The organism is Microvirgula aerodenitrificans DSM 15089 (genome assembly GCF_000620105.1).
GTDB classification, from domain to species: domain Bacteria; phylum Pseudomonadota; class Gammaproteobacteria; order Burkholderiales; family Aquaspirillaceae; genus Microvirgula; species Microvirgula aerodenitrificans.
The window spans coordinates 1-16,553 of the sequence record NZ_JHVK01000028.1; the positions used below are offsets into that span (position 1 = coordinate 1).

Below are 16,553 nucleotides of genomic sequence, written 5' to 3' on the forward strand. Positions count from 1 at the left end.
AACAACTGGGTCGAGAACCAGATCCGGCCGTGGGCGGTCGGGCGGTCGAACTGGCTGTTCGCAGGCTCGCTGCGCGGCGGCCAACGAGCGGCCGCAATCATGCGGCCTGATCCAGTCGGCCCGGCTGAACGGGCATGACCCGTATGCGTATTTGCGGGATGTGCTCACGCGCCTGCCGAGCTGGAAGCAGAGTCGGATAGCGGAACTGCTGCCGCATCGGTGGTCGGCCGAGGAATGATGGCGCGCGTCAACAGGGGTTCACCGGGCGCTTACACTTGAACACCTGATTGGCGTGCACATCATGCTGTCGCGCCACGGTGGAAACGGAACGACCGGGCTCGAAGGTTTCCCGCACGATGGCCAGCTTCTGCTCGACGCTGAACCGGCGTCGTTGCTCTGGATGGGTCAGCACATCGACCCGCTTGATTTTGGACATGGGTTTGAACATGGTTTCAAGACTACCGCTTAGTTTCGGCGGGATACGATGCTCTGCCGTTCGAGGGGCTCATCCAGGCACAGCTCTGGTCTACCTTGAAGTGAGTCCGTAATTCACCTCGATGGATAGCTGTAGTTCATATTACTAAACAGAAAGTTGCATTCCCATTTGTGGCGTAGATTTTTTCTGAAAGTAGCCGCTACCCATGGGGATTTTTTCTGAGAGCCACTCCGCAAAAATATTAGTCAGGATTTCTGTCTGAGCTGGTGCAGTACAGCATAAAAGCCATGACCAAGGAAGAACCTGGCCATGGCTTTTATATGTGATTCAGTTCCTGGTGCCTGCGACAGCTTTGATGCGTTAGCTCAGATCACGTTCCCTGATTTTCTCTAGGATCCAGTCATGGACCTCGCTTTCCACCCAACCGACACAGCGATTGCCCAAGGGGACAGGTTTTGGGAAGTTTCCTTCGGAAATGTTCTTGTAGATGGTCGAGCGGGCCAGCCCCGTTGAGTCGATGACTTCTTTTAGACGGATGATTCTCATTGTGGAGTACCTCATGTTTGCACAGAGGATTGGCCAGCAACATATTTTTCCCTTTGCCCCCTGCTCCAAATTGGTGAGGAAAGGAGGTCGCCTAAGAGCCTGCTGTCATGAGTTGTAGGAGAGGGGCCGGGCATCTTCTCTTGTCTTGGCCCTGCCCTTGGTGGCGTCGCATTGCACTTGTGAGCAGAGTGCATGGCGCTGGCGAAGGTTATATATGCAAAAACTGCTGAATTTCCTGCCGGCTAGCAGTTTTTCTGCACATAGATAGCCCCTAGGGAGCACATAGATAATTCATTTGTTGAGACTAGGTTTGCAGGAGAGCTACTATAGTTTCCTGTTATGAAAGTCATAGGCTCATCGCTAATTGATTTTCGATATTAATTAATTTTCCATAAGTGATAGCATTTAACTATGACTGCTCGGTGTAATGATTTATTGAGTGAAGTGATGAGCGACACCACTTCCAATTACAGACGTGATATTTGGATGTGGCTTTTTTTAAACGAATATAGGGATGCGAAATTTCACTGCGTTGGGTGTGGCGGGATTTCAATGAGGCAGATGGTTGCAAGGCATCTGCAAGAAAACCCTGGTCATAAAAAAGATATTCTGGCGAGAAGAGATTGGTTTATGGTGCCAGAAGGTGAGCTTGCGTGGATAACTGATGAAAAAAGACAATATGAATGGCTTTTTGAGCGATTGCAAAGAATGACTGGTGAGAATTTGGCACCAAATTTCCCGAACCTGCAGGGGCGGAATTTATTGATTGCAATGCTTGATATTTGGGATTCTCCGCTAAAAGAAAAGATCGTTGATATTAAAGGAATTAAAGAGCATTGGATTTACCATAAAAATGGTGACATTAAGTTTAAGTGGTTTGCCGATGCAAGCGAGGGTGAAAGGCGTTGTCGCTTTGCATCGGATTGGTTGCAAAAAAATGATCGGTATCTTGCTAGGTCAATGGGGGTGTTTGAAAATTACGCTGAGTTGCTCATATGTTTTGATAAGAAAAATTTGAATTCGGCGGAATTGAAATTGCTGCTTATGAATATCCGTAGAAGCTGGAACCGGCAAAGTAGCAGAGAGCGGCAAGTTGGGAAAAAACAATACAATTTTGTCCTTTCCAACAAGGTCGTCGAGTGCCTCGATAAGTTAGCGGAGGACCATGCCTTGAGGCGTGCTCAGGTTCTTGAACTTCTGATCAAGAAAGAATTTGAAAACGGTGCGTATCTGGCAGGCTGGGAAAAGCGATTCGAGTGAGCCTAACTGACTTTATGGACGTGGCAAGATACCCCGTCTCTCGCTGCCCGCGGCTGATACGCTAACAGTGCTGCCCTGCCAGAAAATCGCCCCACCAGTCCATCATCCGCCGCCGCTCATCCATATACTCGGCGCGGTTGTAGGCCGCGCGGACCTTGTTGCCCTCGGCATGCGACAACTGACGCTCAATCGCGTCCGGGTTGAACCCAGTTTCATTCAGGATGGTGGATGCCGTTGAACGAAAGCCGTGGACATCTGCCTTGCCCTTGAATCCCATACGGTGCAGTGCGCGGCGCAGCGTTTCTGGAGACATGGGGCGCATTGGATCATTGCGGTTTGGAAAAATGTGGCGACGACCACTGCTGATGGCATGCAGCTCGCGCAGAACCTCCATCGCTCGGGGAGACAGGGGAACCAGGTGCGGAGGAGCTGTTTTTTTGGACTTCTCCGGCAGCTTGCGATGCTCCGGGGGGATCGTCCACATGGCGGCCTCAAAATCGATTTCTTCCCAGCATGCCGCAGCCATTTCACCTACCCGGGTGAAGGTGAGCAGCATCAACTCCATCATCAGCTTTGTCTGCAGGGTACCGTCGTACTGACTGAGCGCATTCAGGAAGGTCGGGATCTCATCCCGCATCAGTGCCTTGCGCGGTGTGGCCTGCTGGCTTTTGAGTGCATCGGACAGCGGGGCGGCGGGATCGCTGGTGCAGCGACCGGTCAGGATGGCCAGGCGGAACACTGCTGAGCAGCGTTGCCTCAGACGTTTGGCGGTATCTATCTTGTCTGCCTGTTCCACCTTGCGCAGGACATCCAGCAGTTCTAGCGGCTTGATGTCTGCAATGGGGAGATGGCCAATGAAGGGGAAGATGTGATGCTCCATTGCGCTTATCACCCTCTGTGCATGCACGGTGCTCCACTCATGGCTTTCTTTGGCGTGCCACTCACGGGCAAGGGCTTCGAACGTATTGGAGGCAGCAATCTTTGCTGCCAGCTTGTCAGCTCGTCGCACGATGCTGGGGTCGATGCCTTCCGAGAGCGCCTTCCTGGCCTCATCCCGCTTTTCCCTGGCCTGGCGGAGTGAGGTATCTGGGTAGACCCCCAGTGCGAGGGTCTTCTGTTTGCCGCCAAAACGGTAGGTCATGCGCCAGTACTTCGCGCCGTTCCCCATCACCCACAGGTACAAGCTGTTCCCGTCCGGGAAGGTGATGACTTTGCCGTCGTCGCGCGGCTTTGCGTTCTTCACGCCTACATCGGTCAGGGGCATGGTTGCGGTCTGCTGTTATCGATTTTTGGTGTTTTACCAGATAACAGCGGAAATAACAGCAATCCGACCCGGCTGCTACGGGATGTTGTGGGACTGCTCAGGACAACAAAAAACCCGCAAAGCCTTGCGCCATGCGGGTTTGGTGGATGTTGCCGGACTGCTGTGGACTTCAGTGTGGCGCCCCCGACAGGAATCGAACCTGTAACTGCCCCTTAGGAGGGGGCCGTTATATCCATTTAACTACGGAGACTCACGGGAAAACTCAGCTGGTGCGGTCGACGGCCTGATGCACCAGATCGCACAGTGCCTGACGGGCGTCGGTGTCGGGCAGGATCGAAATGGCATCCTGCGCGCGGTGCACGGCGGCCCAGGCCTGTTCGCGGGCATAGTCGAGCGCGCCGCTGGATTGTACCGCAGCCAGCACCGCATCGAAATGGTCGCGGTTCGCCTGCTCCAGTGCCTGGCGCACGACGGCAGCCTGTTCCGGCGTGCCCTGGCGCATGACGTAGATCAGCGGCAGCGTCGGCTTGCCCTCGGCCAGGTCGTCGCCGAGGCTCTTGCCGATGGTGTCGGCGTCGCCCGAGTAGTCGAGCACGTCGTCGATGATCTGGAACGCGGTGCCGAGCTCGATGCCGTAGCGGGCCAGGGCTTCTTCCTGCTCCGGCGTGCCACGGGCGAGGATGGCGCCCAGCCGGCCGGCGGCCTCGAACAGCTTGGCGGTCTTGTACTGGATCACGCGCAGGTAGCCGGCTTCGTCGATACTGGTGTTGCCGATGTTCAGCAGCTGCAGCACTTCGCCCTCGGCGAGGACGTTGGTGGCGCCGGCCATGACTTCGAGCACGCGCATGCTGTCGGTGGCGACCATCATCTGGAACGCGCGGGTGTAGATGAAGTCGCCGACCAGCACGCTGGCGGCGTTGCCGAACATTGCGTTGGCGGTTTCGCGGCCACGGCGCAGGCTCGATTCGTCGACGACATCATCGTGCAGCAGCGTGGCGGTGTGGATGAATTCGATCATCGCCGCCTGCTCGTGCACACTGTCGCCGGACAGACCGAGCGCACGCGCGGCCAGCAGCACGACGGCGGGGCGCATGCGCTTGCCGCCGGCGTTGATGATGTAGTCGGCAACCTGCCGGATAAGCACTACATCAGAATGCAGGCGACGACGGATGACCTGGTCGACGGCTTGCATGTCGTCGGCAATCAGTTTTCGATACAACGGGTTAGGCACGGCAGACTCGACTCGGAAACGCGCGGAGAACGTTCGGATTGTAACAAAAAGCGCGGGACGCGTGATGCTGTCTGCGTAACGGGCTGGCTGGCGCGGCGAAGGGGGCAGAACGGGTCGGGAAAGTTGACGCCAATCAGCGACTTGCGTATCCTCTTGCCTCTTCCGCGAATGGTTCGTGGAAGTTTATTGGAGTTCAATGTCTATGTTCGCGGTCGTAAAAACCGGTGGCAAGCAATACAAAGTTGCCATTGGCGAAAAACTCAAAGTAGAACAGATACCGGCAGACATCGACAGCCAGATTGTACTGGACCAGGTACTGATGGTTGCTGATGGTGAGCAGGTTGAAGTCGGTGTCCCGCTGGTGGCTGGTGCCACTGTCAAGGCCACTGTGATTTCCCATGGTCGTGGCGACAAGATCCGCATCTTCAAGATGCGTCGTCGGAAACACTACCAAAAGCATCAAGGCCACCGCCAGAACTATACCGAAATTCGCATCGACGAAATTTCGAAGTAATCCAGGAGCAGAATCATGGCACACAAAAAAGCTGGCGGTAGTTCACGTAACGGCCGCGACTCACAGGCAAAACGCCTCGGCACCAAGGTGTTCGGCGGCGAGCTGATTCCGGCTGGTTCGATCATCATCCGTCAACGTGGCACCCGTTTCCACGCTGGCGAAAACGTCGGTTGCGGCAAGGATCACACCCTGTTCGCCAAAGTCGACGGCTATGTGAAGTTCGTGACCAAGGGCGCGCTCAAGCGCAAGACCGTCGTCGTCCTGCCGTATACCGGCGTGGAAGAAGCGGTAGCAGCCTGAGCCACAGGCAGCGCATGCCTGACTGCTGACAAGGTCGGGTCGCACCGGGCGCCCAGCGCCCCCCGTGGCAGGATTTGTCAGCAGTGGCCCTATCCTTGTGATAGGGCTTTCGTTTTTCAGGAGACGGCGCACTGGCGCCGTCCGGCTGCCCCGCCTGCGCGCGCGGCGCATCCCCACCGCGTACCGGAGACACCATGAAGTTTATTGACGAAGCGAAAATCGAAGTAGTCGGCGGCAGGGGCGGCAACGGCTCCGCCAGCATGCGGCGCGAAAAGTTCGTGCCCAAGGGGGGCCCGGACGGTGGCGACGGCGGTCGTGGCGGCAGCGTGATCGCTGTTGCCGACAAGGATATCAACACGCTGGTCGACTACCGCTTCGTCAAGAAGTACATCGCCCGGCATGGCGAAGGTGGCCGTGGCGCCGATTGCTACGGCAAGGGCGCGGACGACATCATCCTGCGCATGCCGGTCGGCACGGTCATTGTCGACCAGGTGACCGGCGAACTGGTCGCCGACCTGACCCACGACGGCCAGCAGGCCGTGCTGGCCAAGGGTGGCAAGGGCGGGCTGGGCAATATCCATTTCAAGAGTTCCACCAACCGCGCACCGCGTCAGACCACCAAGGGTGAAGAGGGCGAGGAGCGCGCGCTGAAGCTGGAACTGAAGGTGCTGGCCGACGTCGGCCTGCTCGGCATGCCGAACGCCGGCAAGTCGACCTTCATCACTGCCGTGTCGGCTGCGCGACCCAAGGTCGCCGATTACCCGTTCACCACCCTGCACCCGAACCTGGGCGTGGTCCGCATCGACGAGAACCGCAGCTTCGTCATCGCCGACATCCCGGGCCTGATCGAGGGTGCAGCCGAAGGCGCAGGCCTTGGTCACCGCTTTCTCAAGCACCTGCAGCGTACCGGTCTGCTGCTGCATATCGTCGACCTGTCGCCGTTCGACCCGGAAGTGGACCCGGTGGCCGAAGCGCGCGCCATTGTCGAGGAGCTGCGCAAGTACGACGAGCATCTGTACAACAAGCCGCGCTGGCTGGTGCTGAACAAGCTCGACATGCTCGACGAAGCCGACCGCATCGAAAAGACCCGGGCCTTCCTCGACGCCTATGGGGTCGACTTCACCGTCGACAAGCTGGCTGACTACGATCCGATGCAGCCGCGCCTGTTCACCATGTCGGCACTGACCGGCGAGGGGACGCGCGAACTGTGCTACGCGATCATGACCCATCTGGAACACGTGCGCGCCGCCGAACGCAGCGAGGAAGAACTCGCCGCCGCCGAGCAGCCGTACAACCCGGCCGCCTGATTCCGCGCATGCGCGACGATACGCTCGCCGATTTTCTGGCGCCGGGACTGTTTCCGGCCGACCTGCCGGCGCTGAGCGATCTGCTCGGCGCCCGGCAGGTGATCGATGCCCTGATCACGCTGTTTCGTGGCGGGGAGGACGAAGTGCTGGTCCGGCTGCTGGTGCTGCGCGAAATCGGCGCCCGCGCCGGCGCACCGCGCTGGACGCCGCAGGATCTGCAGCAGCGCTTTGCCTATCTGAACCCGACCAAGCTCGACACCGTGCTCAAGCGGCTGCGCGAGAACGGCCTGCTGCTGTGGCACGCCGACAGCGGCGACTACCAACTGGCCGAACATGCGCGCCGGGTACTGGCGGCGCTGGCCACGCTGGTGCAGCTGGACGGCGACGATGCCGAACTCGGCTATCTGGCCGGACAGGTGGCTGCCGGTCAGGCGATGGGCGAAGTCAGCGGCGAAGCGCTGACCCATCTGCTGGCCCGGCTGAACGAACTGCATGCCGAGTTCGAGGAAGCCCTTGAATCGCAATCCGAATTCCGTATCCGTGCGGCCCAGGGCCGGCTGGAAGCGGTATGGCGCTGGGTGGCGCGCGGGACGGAAGTCGTGCGAGCCATCATCCGTGACGATACCCAGGACCTGAGCACACTGGCCGCCGCGCAGCAGGTGGCCTATGCCCAGGCACGCATGCTGCATCTGGCCGGCACTTTCCAGCGCCGGCTGGCGCAACTGGCGGTGCAGCGGGTCCATCTTGGCCAGAGCGGCCTGACCTCGACCGATATTGCCGGCTGGCTGCGCACGCAGAGTGCGCCGGCACTGGCCGGCCTGCTGGATGGCGTGCTGTCCCCGCCGCCGCTGGCGGCTTTCCTGTCCACGCCGGAACTGGCCGATGTGGCCGAATACGAACTGATTGCCCGCGAGCGGGTAGTGGCGGCGACCACCGGACTGCCGCCGTCGCGCGCGACCGACGATGCCGAGCCGCAGGCGGCCGAGCGGCAACAGGAGGCCGACGCCTTTCTCGAAGCGCTTGACGCGCTGCCGCCGGGCCGGATGGCGCCGATCGCCGGGATCGTGCTGGCCGACAGCTATGCCGAGACTGCCTATCGCATGTCGCTGCTGGCGCTGCTGGGTGACCCCGAGCCGGGCGATGATGCCGGCGCGCTGTCGCGGCTGGCGACCGCGCCGTGGGCACTGGCCGGTGGCGAGGGCCTGACCCATCCCGATCACCCCGAAATCGCGTCGCTGTCCGACGCGCAACTGATTCCTTTTACTGATCGCTGAGCCGCATGGACGCTGACCTTGCAACGCTTTCCGCGCGACTGATCGCGCACCGCACGCTTCCCCGCAGCGACAAGCTGGTTCGCCGCGCGCTGATGGACGAGGTGTTCCGCCAGGCGCTGGACGAACGGCTGGCCCAGGTCGGGCTGTCCCTGGCCGACAACCCGTACGCGGCTGAAGTGGCGGTCTGCCTGCAGCCGGCGCAGCATGAGGCGGTGTTCGGTCAGGGCGAAACCTGGCAGAACAATACGCTGGAGCTGCCGCGCGACGCAGTGGCGCTGCTGGTGGTGCTGTGGGCGCTGATCGTGCTGCCGAAGCGCGAGCGCCAGCATGCGCGGGTCGAAGCCGGCCGCGAGTCGCAGCATGACATGTTCGGCGAAGGCAAGCCGATCGCCACTGGCGACGACGTGTCGGTCGGCGTCAACGAGGAGGCGATCTACGCCGACTTCGGCAATCTGCTTGGCGGTCGCACCAAGTTCAGTGCCAACCTTGGCCGGCTGGTGAACCTTGGCTTTATCGTTCGCCGGCAGAAGCTGCTGACCGAGGGGCCGCTGCTGGATACGCTGATCGACTACGGCCAGCTCGCACCGCGCATCCTCGAAGGCGCGCTGTCCGAAGTGCTGCTCAAGCGCCGGCAGGACGCCGGCCTCTGAACCCGGGGCTTGCCCCGCTCCCTGTCCTTACTGGAATCCGGTCCAACGCATGTTTCAACTCCGCGCCCTCGAAATGGTTCATTGGGATTACTGGCAGCGCCTGACCGTGCCGCTGGACGCCCAGATCGTCACCATCACCGGCCCGAACGGCTCCGGCAAGACCACGCTGCTCGATGCGCTGCGGACCCTGCTGGCGCTGCGTTGTTCCGGCAAGCGCGACTACAAGCGCTATGTGCGCAACAATCGTTCGCCATTCGCCTGGCTGCGCGGTGTGGTCGACAACCCGCGCCGGCTCGAATCGGGCCTGTACCCGACGCCGTTCTTCCCGCTGATGAGCGAACGCGTGACCCTGCTGTGCCGGGTCAGGAAACAGGGCGGCGACTGGGTACGCCATTACGCAATTCTGGAAGGCGATGTCCCGCTTGGCGACGAGATGGAAGCCGGCGTCACCTGGCTGGGCGTGCATGAATACCGCCAGCGGCTGGAGGCAGCCGGCCTGACGCCGGCAATTGCCGAGGTGCTGGCGCTGGAGCAGGGCGATACCGACAAGCTGTGTGAATACTCGCCGCGTGCGCTGCTGGACCTGGTGTTCCAGGTGTTCGGCGACAAGGCGGTGCTCGATCACTATGCCGCCGCCCGCGATGAACAGGTGCAGACCGAGATCGAACTGGCCGAACTGGCCAAACGCCGCGATGTGCTGGCTGCACGGGTGGAAAACGCCGTCGGCCGCGCCAATCGCTATGTCGAGTGGCGTGCGCTGCAGGACGAGATCGCCCGGCTGGAAAGCGAAGTGCTGCCGACACTCGGCTATATCGAGGGCCGGGGCAAGCTGCGCCAGCACTGGCGTGACGAACGCGCGGCGCGCGCGGCCTGGCGCCGCGAGTGCGAGGCGCAGACGCTGGATCAGGCCGATCTGGCCGGGCTGGCACGGGCCGAGGCGCAGGCTGATGCCCGTCGTGTCGCGGCCAGCGATCACTACCGGCAGGTGCTGGCCGAGTTCCAGTCGGTGCGCGAGGCATGCGCCGGGCTGGACGCGCAACTGAAAGAGCGTGACCGGCTGCAGGCGCTGTCCGGCAAGGACTGGGGCGATGACCAGGCCCGACTGGCCGCCCGGCATGAAATGCTGCGCCAGGAAGCCGCCGCGCTCGGCGCCAGTCTGAAGGCCCGGCGTGACGAGCGCGAACAGCTCGGGGTCGAACGTGCGGCGCTGTCCTCGGGTGGCCGGCGCGCACCGGACGAGGTGCGGGCGTTCCGCATCGCGCTGGAAGAGCAGGGCGTCGACCATGGGCTGCTGGCCGAGCGGGTCGAAGTCACCGATCCGGACTGGCAGATCGCCGTCGAGTCGCTGCTGAAACCGTATCGCCATCTGGTGCTGCTCGGCAATCCGTCTGACCGCGAAACCGCGTTCGCACTCGGACGCCGGCTGCGCTACCGGCACTTTATCGTGCCGGATGCCGAGCCGGCACCGCGTGCCAAACCGGGCAGTGTGCTGGAAGTGGTGCGCTTTGCCTCGGCCGTGCCGGGCTGGCTGGCGCGCATTCTGAATGACACCCGGCGGGTCGCCGACGAGCGCGAAGGCGAGGCGCTGGGCGGCGAGTGGATCACGCCGGACGGTTATCTGCGCGAACGGCGCGGCGGCCGGCATATCGGCGTGGCCGCGCATGACCTCGCTTTTGGCGAGGCAGCGCGCCAGGCCCGGCTGGCCCAGGTCGAGGCCCGGCTGGAGCGGGTCAACCGTGACATCCTGGCCGAGGAAGAGCGGCAACTGGCACTGAATCGCGAAGCGCGCGAACTGGCCGAATACCTGGGCGGGGTCGATGCCATCCGCCTGCTGGAAGCGCGTGCCGACGAATATGCCGCACTGGAAGCCAGCCGCCGCGATCTCGCCGCGCGCGCCGCCGATATCGGCGCCGCCGTGGCGGCGGCGCAGGAGGCCGAGCGTCAGGCGCGTGACGAACACGACCAGGCCCGCCGCACGCACGAACGACGGGCGCTGAACCTGCAACAGCAGTCGCAGCGACTGTCAGCCCTGCAACTGGCCGCGGTCGAGGCGCGCCGCATGGTGCGCCGTGATCTGGCCAGTCTGCGCGATCTGGCCCGACGGCTCGACCCGCGCTGGCTGGATGCCGGGTATCTGGAAGCGCTGTCCGGTGAATTCGGTGATGCCGGGGATGCCGAGCACGCACTGCGTTATGCGCGTCAGCGGCTGGAACTGGGCGAGTGGGAGCGGGAAGAAACCGTGCTGACCAGCCGTGACCTGCTGCGCGACGAACTGGTCACGCTTGACCTCGACATGCAGAAACGCGGCGCGGAAGTGGAGCGCGCCAGTGCGCTGACCGACGAGGCGCGCAGCGCCTATGTCGGCAAGCTGCGCGCCACGGTACGCGCCTATGGCCGCAACCTGAAACGGCTGGGCGAGCTGTCCGGCATTGCGGTCGAGGCCGACTTGCCCGAGTTCGGCGACGACGACAGCCGCCTGCTGCAGGCCGGGCTGACCGTGCGCTTCAACTTCGACCACAAGGGCATGATGGGGCTGAATGACGGCGAGGCGTCCGGCGGGCAGCAGGTGATGAAATCACTGATCCTGCTGGTCGGACTGATGATGGACGAGTCCCAGCCATCCGGCTTCGTGTTTATCGACGAACCGTTTGCCCACCTGGACATCTTCAATATTGACCGGGTGTCGAGCTTCCTGCGCGCGACCGAAGCCCAGTACCTGATCACCACCCCGAATACGCACAACATCAATATCTTTGCGCCGAGCGAGCTGACGCTGGCCACGCGCAAGAAGCGGGCGGGTGAAGCGTGGGCGCCACCGTTGCTGCAGGTGCGGCGGAAGGGCAGCGCACCGGATACGCTGCCGGTTGACGAGCGCGCGGATCGTTGAGCGCCGGGAACCTCCGGGTGAAAAGCGCGGCCCCGGTTATTGCCGATCCTTGTGGGACTGCCGGTCGCGGACGACCAGCCAGCGCGGTGTCCGGAATTTGACAATGCGGCGGTACAGCCAGATGTAGGCGGCAATGAACAGCAGTGTGGACAACTGCAACAGCCGGGTGTTGTTCCAGAACAGTACTGCCGGTATTACGCCCAGCGATGACAGCAGCCACAGGTACGGCGAGGTCATCGAGTTGCGGAACAGCTTGTCGGCCGGGCGCGAACTGCCAACCGTCCATTTCATCAGCCGCTTGTAGATCAGCTGGTGCAGGTGGGCGGCATCCGGCATGCCCGGGTTCGAGCGCCGTGACGTCCGGCGCAGCACGGTGAATGTCATTTCGACGACCGGGTAGCTGACCAGCAGCAGCGCAAACCAGGGTGATACCTGAGGGTTGCGTGCGACCAGCAGGATATCGAGTGCGGCGATCAGGAAACCGAGCAGATAGGCACCGCCATCACCGAGAAAGATCAGCCCGCGCGGCCAGTTCCAGAGCAGGAAGCCCAGGCAGGCTCCGATGCCGGCTATTGCGCATGACCAGATCAGGTGGTCGCCGAGCAGGAAGGCGACATAGGCAATGCCACCCAGCATGATGGCCGCGACGGCTGTCGCCAGCCCGTTGTAGCCGTCGATGAAATTCATCGCATTTGTGACGCCGCAGATGGCGATCAGTGTCAGCGACAGGGAGACGGCCGGGTAGCGCAATGCTGCCTCCAGGACAGGGATGTCCAGCCGCGTAATCTGGACGCCGAGCAGCCACCATCCCAGTCCCGCTGACAGCAGGATCCCCGCCATGCGCAGGCCCAGCCCGCCCTGTTTGGACATGTCTTCATACAGCCCGCTGAGGAAGGCCGGCAGCGTGACTGCCAGCAGCCCCAGGTAGGCGGTGTGAAGTGGCGAGTGCCGCAACCACAGTACCAGCCAGCCAGTGCCCAGTGCGATGAGCAGCGCGACACCGCCGATGCGGGGCACCGGGGCAACATGGAATTTTTGCACGCCTGACAGGTCGGAGTCCGCACTGAGCCGGGCATGAAAGTGACTACTGCGTACCAGCCACAAGGTAAGCATAAAGCTGGTCAGTAGAGTGGATACGAAGAGAACCATACCGATATTCTAACGGATTGGGCTCTCCTGACGCGGAAAGCTGTAGATGAAAATCCGCGAAAAAACAGTGGGGTGGATCTGTTCTGATAAAAGGAGCTGTTTCCACCATGTGCATTATTACTGACTGACACTCTCGGCCGAAGTTGGGCGGGCTTGGCGCAATCTGGAATTTTCCAGCTCAGCGAGCATGGTAAATATCTGGCAAGCAGCAGTATGGATATTCACTCCGGATAGTTACCCATTTCGCTCAATAACCGTGAGGATTGTCGCATTGCCATCGCCATGTATCCGCACACATGGCATCCAGTCCGCGTGTCGCTTTCCAGCCCAGTTCCCTTTCTGCCCGAGCGGGATCGGCATAGCAGGTAGCCACGTCGCCTGGACGACGGGCAGCAAGGACATGCGGGACCTTGCGACCGCTGACTCGCTCGAAAGCATGTACGACATCCAGTACTGAATACCCGCGCCCGGTGCCCAGGTTGCAGGTGTGCAGCTGTCCGGCGGGGGTGTTGCCCAGTGCCTCAATGGCCCTGGCGTGGCCAACCGCCAGATCGACCACATGCAGATAGTCACGCACGCCGGTCCCATCCGCTGTCGGGTAGTCATTGCCGTATACCGACAAGAATTCCCGCTTTCCGACGGCGACCTGTGCAATAAACGGCATCAGATTATTGGGAATACCCTGCGGGTCTTCCCCGATCAGCCCGCTCTCGTGCGCCCCTACCGGATTGAAATAGCGCAGGATCATGATCGACCAGTCCGGCTCTGCGCGGTGCAGGTCGCGCAGCATGTCTTCGACGATCAGCTTGCTGCGGCCGTAGGGGTTGGTCGCGGACAGCGGAAAGTCTTCGGTGATCGGTACCTGGTGCGGGTTGCCGTATACCGCGGCGGAAGAGCTGAACAACAGGGATTTCACGCCATGGCTGCGCATGGCTGTCAGCAGGGTGAGTGTGCCGCCGATATTGTTGTCGTAATAGCTCAGTGGCGCTGACACTGACTCGCCCAGAACTTTCAGCCCGGCAAAATGGACGACGGTGTCAATGGTGTACCGGGTAAACAGCTGCTCCAGCGTGCCGGCGTGACGGATATCACCCTCCACGAAGATCAGCGGCTTGCCAGTGATTCGTTCCACCCGGTGCAAGGCTTCCCGGCTGCTGTTGCACAGATTGTCCAGCACGACCAGCTCGTAGCCAGCCTCAAGCAGTTCGACACAGGTGTGGCTGCCTACATAACCGGCGCCACCGGTAACAAGAAGGGTGGTCATGGCGGTGTGACGGCATTTTAGAATGGTTGGATGGCGGAAGGAGCCGGCAGGCCCCTTCCGCCAGGCACAGCATCAGAACAGCTGTTCCTTCACGTTCTCGACCGCATCGCGCGCCGAGTCAGGCGGCGGCGTGCTCGGGCTGGCTGCCGGGTCGGCTTCATTGCTTTCCACCGAACGGCTGGCCTGGTTGTTGAGGCCGAGCTCCGGACTGGTCTGCAGGAATTCCTGATAGTAATACTCGGGCTGTCCGTGCAGGCCGGCACCCGGCTTGACCACGATGCCGCTGGGCACCGGCAGCTCGACTTCCGGTACGCTCTTCAGCGCGTGGCGCATGTACGAGATCCAGATCGGCAGCGCGGCGCCGCCCCCGGTTTCCCCGCCGCCCAGCGATTTGTTGTTGTCGAAGCCGACCCAGGCGATGCCGACCAGCTCGCCGGGGGCGAAGCCGGCGAACCAGGCATCCCGCGAATCGTTGGTGGTGCCGGTCTTGCCGGCCAGGTCGCTGCGGCCGAGCGACAGCGCGCTGCGACCGGTGCCGAACTTGACCACGTCCTGCATCAGGTTGGTCATGATGAACGCGTTGCGCGGGTCGATGACCTGCCTGGCGTTCTGGCCGGCCACGATCGGGGCGGTCTTGGCCAGCACATGGCCCAGACTGTCCTCGATGCGGTCGATAAAGTACGGCTTGACCTGCCAGCCGCCGTTGGCGAACACGCTGTAGCCCTCGGCCATGCCGAGCGGCGTCACCATGCCGGCGCCGAGCGCCATGGTCAGGTAGGCCGGATGCTGCTTGGGGCCGAAGTCGAAACGCTGCAGATACTGCTGGGTGTAGTCGGTGCCGGTGGCCATCAGCACCCGGATCGACACCAGGTTCTTCGACAGGGTCAGACCACGGCGCAGCGTCATCATGCCGGCGTAGCGGCCGTCATAGTTCTTCGGTTCCCAGCGCTGGCCGCCGATGGTCTGCGGGTCGATGACCAGCGGAGCATCATTGACCAGCGTGCTCGGGGTGAAGCCGCGTTCGAGGCCGGCCGAATAGATGAACGGCTTGAAGCTCGACCCCGGCTGGCGCCAGGCCATGGTCACGCGGTTGAAGTGGTTGCGGTTGAAGTCGAAGCCGCCGACCAGCGACTGGATCGCACCGGTCTTCGGGTCGACGGCGACGAATGCCCCTTCGACCTTCGGCATCTGGGTGATCGACCAGCCACCGTCCTCATCCTTGGTAATGCGGATGATGGAACCGGGGCGGATGCGTTGCGCCGGCGTCAGTTTCGGCGACAGGAAACGCTGGGCAAAGCTCAGTGCCCGCCCCCTCAGGTCCACCTTGTCGCCGCCGCGCAGATAGACGCTGACCAGCGTTGGCGAGGCTTCGAGTACCACGGCCGGCTGCAGCGAGCCCGAGTCGCGAATGGCGGCGAGCGCATCATCCAGCGCTTCGTCACGGTCGGCGCCTTCCGGCAGCGCGGCCAGATCGATGAACGATTCCGGTCCGCGATAGCCATGGCGGCGGTCATAGCTCATCAGCCCCTCGCGCACGGCGTCGAATGCCCAGCGCTGCGGGTCCGATTTCAGCGTGGTGTACACGCGGAAGCCCTCGGTGTAGGCGGCTTCCTTGTAACGGGTATACATCGACTGGCGCACCATTTCCGCCACGTACTGGGCCGGCACCGAGAAGTCCTCGTTGCGGCTGGCCAGCTTCAGCTTCTCCTGCTTGGCGGCCTCGTACTGGTCGTTGTCGATGAAGTTCAGCTCGCGCATGCGGCGCAGCACGTACAGTTGGCGCAGGTGCGCGCGTTCCGGATTCACTACCGGGTTGTACGAGGACGGTGCCTTCGGCAGGCCGGCCAGCATGGCCATTTCCGCCGGGGTCAGCTGGTCCAGTGTCTTGCCGAAGTAGATCTGTGCGGCCGAGGTGAAACCGTACGCGCGCTGGCCGAGATAGATCTGGTTGTAGTACAGCTCCAGAATCTGGTCCTTGGACAGGTTGTGTTCGATCTTGAATGCCAGCAAGGCCTCGTTGAACTTGCGGGTGAAGGTCCGTTCGCTCGACAGGAAGAAATTCTTCGCGACCTGCATGGTGATGGTCGAGGCGCCGGAGCGGATATGACCGGTGGTCACGTTGGCCACCGCCGCGCGGGCGATGCCGAGGTAGTCGATGCCGCCGTGTTCGTAGAAGCGCTCGTCCTCGGCAGCGAGAATGGCCTTCTTCATCAGCGGCGGGACTTCGCCGATCGGGGTGAACGAGCGACGTTCCTCACCGAATTCGCCGATCAGGGCGCCGTCTGCGGTATAGACGCGCAGCGGGATTTTCGGGCGATAGGCGGTCAGGACATCAAGGCTGGGCAGGCGGGGATAGGTGACGGCAATGCCGACACCAGCCAGACCTGCGCCGATGACGATCAGCACCGCGACAATCAGGGCGATGCCTCCGAGCAGTCGGGAAAACATGTGCGGTGAAACTTCCGATGGGA

Annotated in this window: 13 protein-coding genes, 1 tRNA gene and 2 pseudogenes; 8 read left to right on the plus strand and 8 right to left on the minus strand. The window is 62.0% G+C overall.

The window, feature by feature from the left end; translation table 11 throughout:
• A pseudogene (locus tag Q352_RS22945) lies at positions 1–238 on the plus strand (transposase domain-containing protein); the annotation flags it as partial.
• A gap of 27 nt (positions 239–265) precedes the next feature.
• Here the strand turns inward: Q352_RS22945 and Q352_RS21595 are convergent.
• Both Q352_RS21595 and Q352_RS21600 read right to left on the minus strand, forming a co-directional pair.
• Positions 266–436 (minus strand): annotated as a pseudogene (locus Q352_RS21595) (transposase); the annotation flags it as partial.
• A 360-nt stretch (positions 437–796) separates the two neighbouring features.
• Positions 797–982, minus strand: a complete 186-nt coding sequence (locus tag Q352_RS21600) for a helix-turn-helix transcriptional regulator (RefSeq protein ID WP_036386740.1) — start codon at positions 980–982, stop codon at positions 797–799.
• A 447-nt stretch (positions 983–1,429) separates the two neighbouring features.
• Here Q352_RS21600 and Q352_RS23550 point away from each other — a divergent pair, with 447 nt between their 5' ends.
• On the plus strand, positions 1,430–2,242 hold the full coding sequence (locus Q352_RS23550; RefSeq protein WP_156952578.1) for a hypothetical protein: 813 nt from the start codon (positions 1,430–1,432) through the stop codon (positions 2,240–2,242).
• A gap of 61 nt (positions 2,243–2,303) precedes the next feature.
• On the opposite strand, the gene Q352_RS0116130 is transcribed toward Q352_RS23550, so the two are convergent.
• The 3 genes from Q352_RS0116130 to ispB all read right to left on the minus strand — a co-directional run bounded on the left by Q352_RS0116130 (position 2,304) and on the right by ispB (position 4,737).
• Positions 2,304–3,506, minus strand: a complete 1,203-nt coding sequence (locus Q352_RS0116130; RefSeq protein WP_028500219.1) for a tyrosine-type recombinase/integrase — start codon at positions 3,504–3,506, stop codon at positions 2,304–2,306.
• Positions 3,507–3,681: 175 nt separating this feature from the next.
• Positions 3,682–3,756: transfer RNA gene (locus tag Q352_RS0116135), tRNA-Arg, on the minus strand.
• Between the two features lie 12 nt (positions 3,757–3,768).
• Entirely contained in the window at positions 3,769–4,737 is a 969-nt protein-coding gene (gene ispB / locus Q352_RS0116140) for an octaprenyl diphosphate synthase (protein ID WP_107889214.1), read from the minus strand.
• 202 nt (positions 4,738–4,939) lie between these two features.
• Between ispB and rplU the strand changes: the two genes are divergently transcribed.
• The 6 genes from rplU (at position 4,940) to Q352_RS21615 (ending at position 11,669) form a co-directional block, all read left to right on the plus strand.
• Positions 4,940–5,251, plus strand: a complete 312-nt coding sequence (gene rplU, locus Q352_RS0116145) for a 50S ribosomal protein L21 (RefSeq protein WP_028500221.1) — start codon at positions 4,940–4,942, stop codon at positions 5,249–5,251.
• 15 nt (positions 5,252–5,266) lie between these two features.
• Positions 5,267–5,551, plus strand: coding sequence for a 50S ribosomal protein L27 (gene rpmA / locus Q352_RS0116150; RefSeq protein ID WP_028500222.1), 285 nt, complete (start codon positions 5,267–5,269; stop codon positions 5,549–5,551).
• A 194-nt stretch (positions 5,552–5,745) separates the two neighbouring features.
• The gene (gene obgE / locus Q352_RS0116155) at positions 5,746–6,858 is read left to right on the plus strand and encodes a GTPase ObgE (RefSeq protein ID WP_028500223.1); all 1,113 of its coding nucleotides are present in this window, start codon (positions 5,746–5,748) and stop codon (positions 6,856–6,858) included.
• Between the two features lie 8 nt (positions 6,859–6,866).
• The gene (locus Q352_RS0116160) at positions 6,867–8,132 is read left to right on the plus strand and encodes a hypothetical protein (protein ID WP_028500224.1); all 1,266 of its coding nucleotides are present in this window, start codon (positions 6,867–6,869) and stop codon (positions 8,130–8,132) included.
• Positions 8,133–8,137: 5 nt separating this feature from the next.
• The gene (locus Q352_RS21610; protein WP_233495243.1) at positions 8,138–8,782 is read left to right on the plus strand and encodes a hypothetical protein; all 645 of its coding nucleotides are present in this window, start codon (positions 8,138–8,140) and stop codon (positions 8,780–8,782) included.
• 49 nt (positions 8,783–8,831) lie between these two features.
• Positions 8,832–11,669 carry an ATP-binding protein gene (locus Q352_RS21615; RefSeq protein WP_051529027.1) on the plus strand — a complete coding sequence of 946 codons (2,838 nt, stop codon included), beginning with the start codon at positions 8,832–8,834 and terminating at the stop codon, positions 11,667–11,669.
• A gap of 36 nt (positions 11,670–11,705) precedes the next feature.
• Here the strand turns inward: Q352_RS21615 and Q352_RS0116175 are convergent, their stop codons facing one another.
• From Q352_RS0116175 to Q352_RS0116185, 3 genes are all read right to left on the minus strand, one after another.
• On the minus strand, positions 11,706–12,710 hold the full coding sequence (locus Q352_RS0116175) for an MraY family glycosyltransferase (protein ID WP_234413020.1): 1,005 nt from the start codon (positions 12,708–12,710) through the stop codon (positions 11,706–11,708).
• A 355-nt stretch (positions 12,711–13,065) separates the two neighbouring features.
• Positions 13,066–14,082 (minus strand): UDP-glucose 4-epimerase GalE, encoded by a 1,017-nt coding sequence (galE, locus tag Q352_RS0116180; protein ID WP_028500226.1) that lies wholly within the window; start codon positions 14,080–14,082, stop codon positions 13,066–13,068.
• A gap of 72 nt (positions 14,083–14,154) precedes the next feature.
• Complete coding sequence (locus Q352_RS0116185; protein WP_028500227.1) at positions 14,155–16,530, minus strand: penicillin-binding protein 1A; 2,376 nt, start codon at positions 16,528–16,530, stop codon at positions 14,155–14,157.
• Between the last annotated feature and the right edge of the window lie 23 nt (positions 16,531–16,553).

What these genes read in the sequence shown, in the direction of transcription:
- Q352_RS21600 (WP_036386740.1), bottom strand. Translation starts at nt 982, where the DNA reads ATGAGAATCATCCGTCTAAAAGAAGTCATCGACTCAACGGGGCTGGCC.
- Q352_RS23550 (WP_156952578.1), top strand. Translation starts at nt 1,430, where the DNA reads ATGAGCGACACCACTTCCAATTACAGACGTGATATTTGGATGTGGCTT.
- Q352_RS0116130 (WP_028500219.1), bottom strand. Translation starts at nt 3,506, where the DNA reads ATGCCCCTGACCGATGTAGGCGTGAAGAACGCAAAGCCGCGCGACGAC.
- rplU (WP_028500221.1), top strand. Translation starts at nt 4,940, where the DNA reads ATGTTCGCGGTCGTAAAAACCGGTGGCAAGCAATACAAAGTTGCCATT.
- rpmA (WP_028500222.1), top strand. Translation starts at nt 5,267, where the DNA reads ATGGCACACAAAAAAGCTGGCGGTAGTTCACGTAACGGCCGCGACTCA.
- obgE (WP_028500223.1), top strand. Translation starts at nt 5,746, where the DNA reads ATGAAGTTTATTGACGAAGCGAAAATCGAAGTAGTCGGCGGCAGGGGC.
- Q352_RS0116160 (WP_028500224.1), top strand. Translation starts at nt 6,867, where the DNA reads ATGCGCGACGATACGCTCGCCGATTTTCTGGCGCCGGGACTGTTTCCG.
- Q352_RS21610 (WP_233495243.1), top strand. Translation starts at nt 8,138, where the DNA reads ATGGACGCTGACCTTGCAACGCTTTCCGCGCGACTGATCGCGCACCGC.
- Q352_RS21615 (WP_051529027.1), top strand. Translation starts at nt 8,832, where the DNA reads ATGTTTCAACTCCGCGCCCTCGAAATGGTTCATTGGGATTACTGGCAG.
- galE (WP_028500226.1), bottom strand. Translation starts at nt 14,082, where the DNA reads ATGACCACCCTTCTTGTTACCGGTGGCGCCGGTTATGTAGGCAGCCAC.
- Q352_RS0116185 (WP_028500227.1), bottom strand. Translation starts at nt 16,530, where the DNA reads ATGTTTTCCCGACTGCTCGGAGGCATCGCCCTGATTGTCGCGGTGCTG.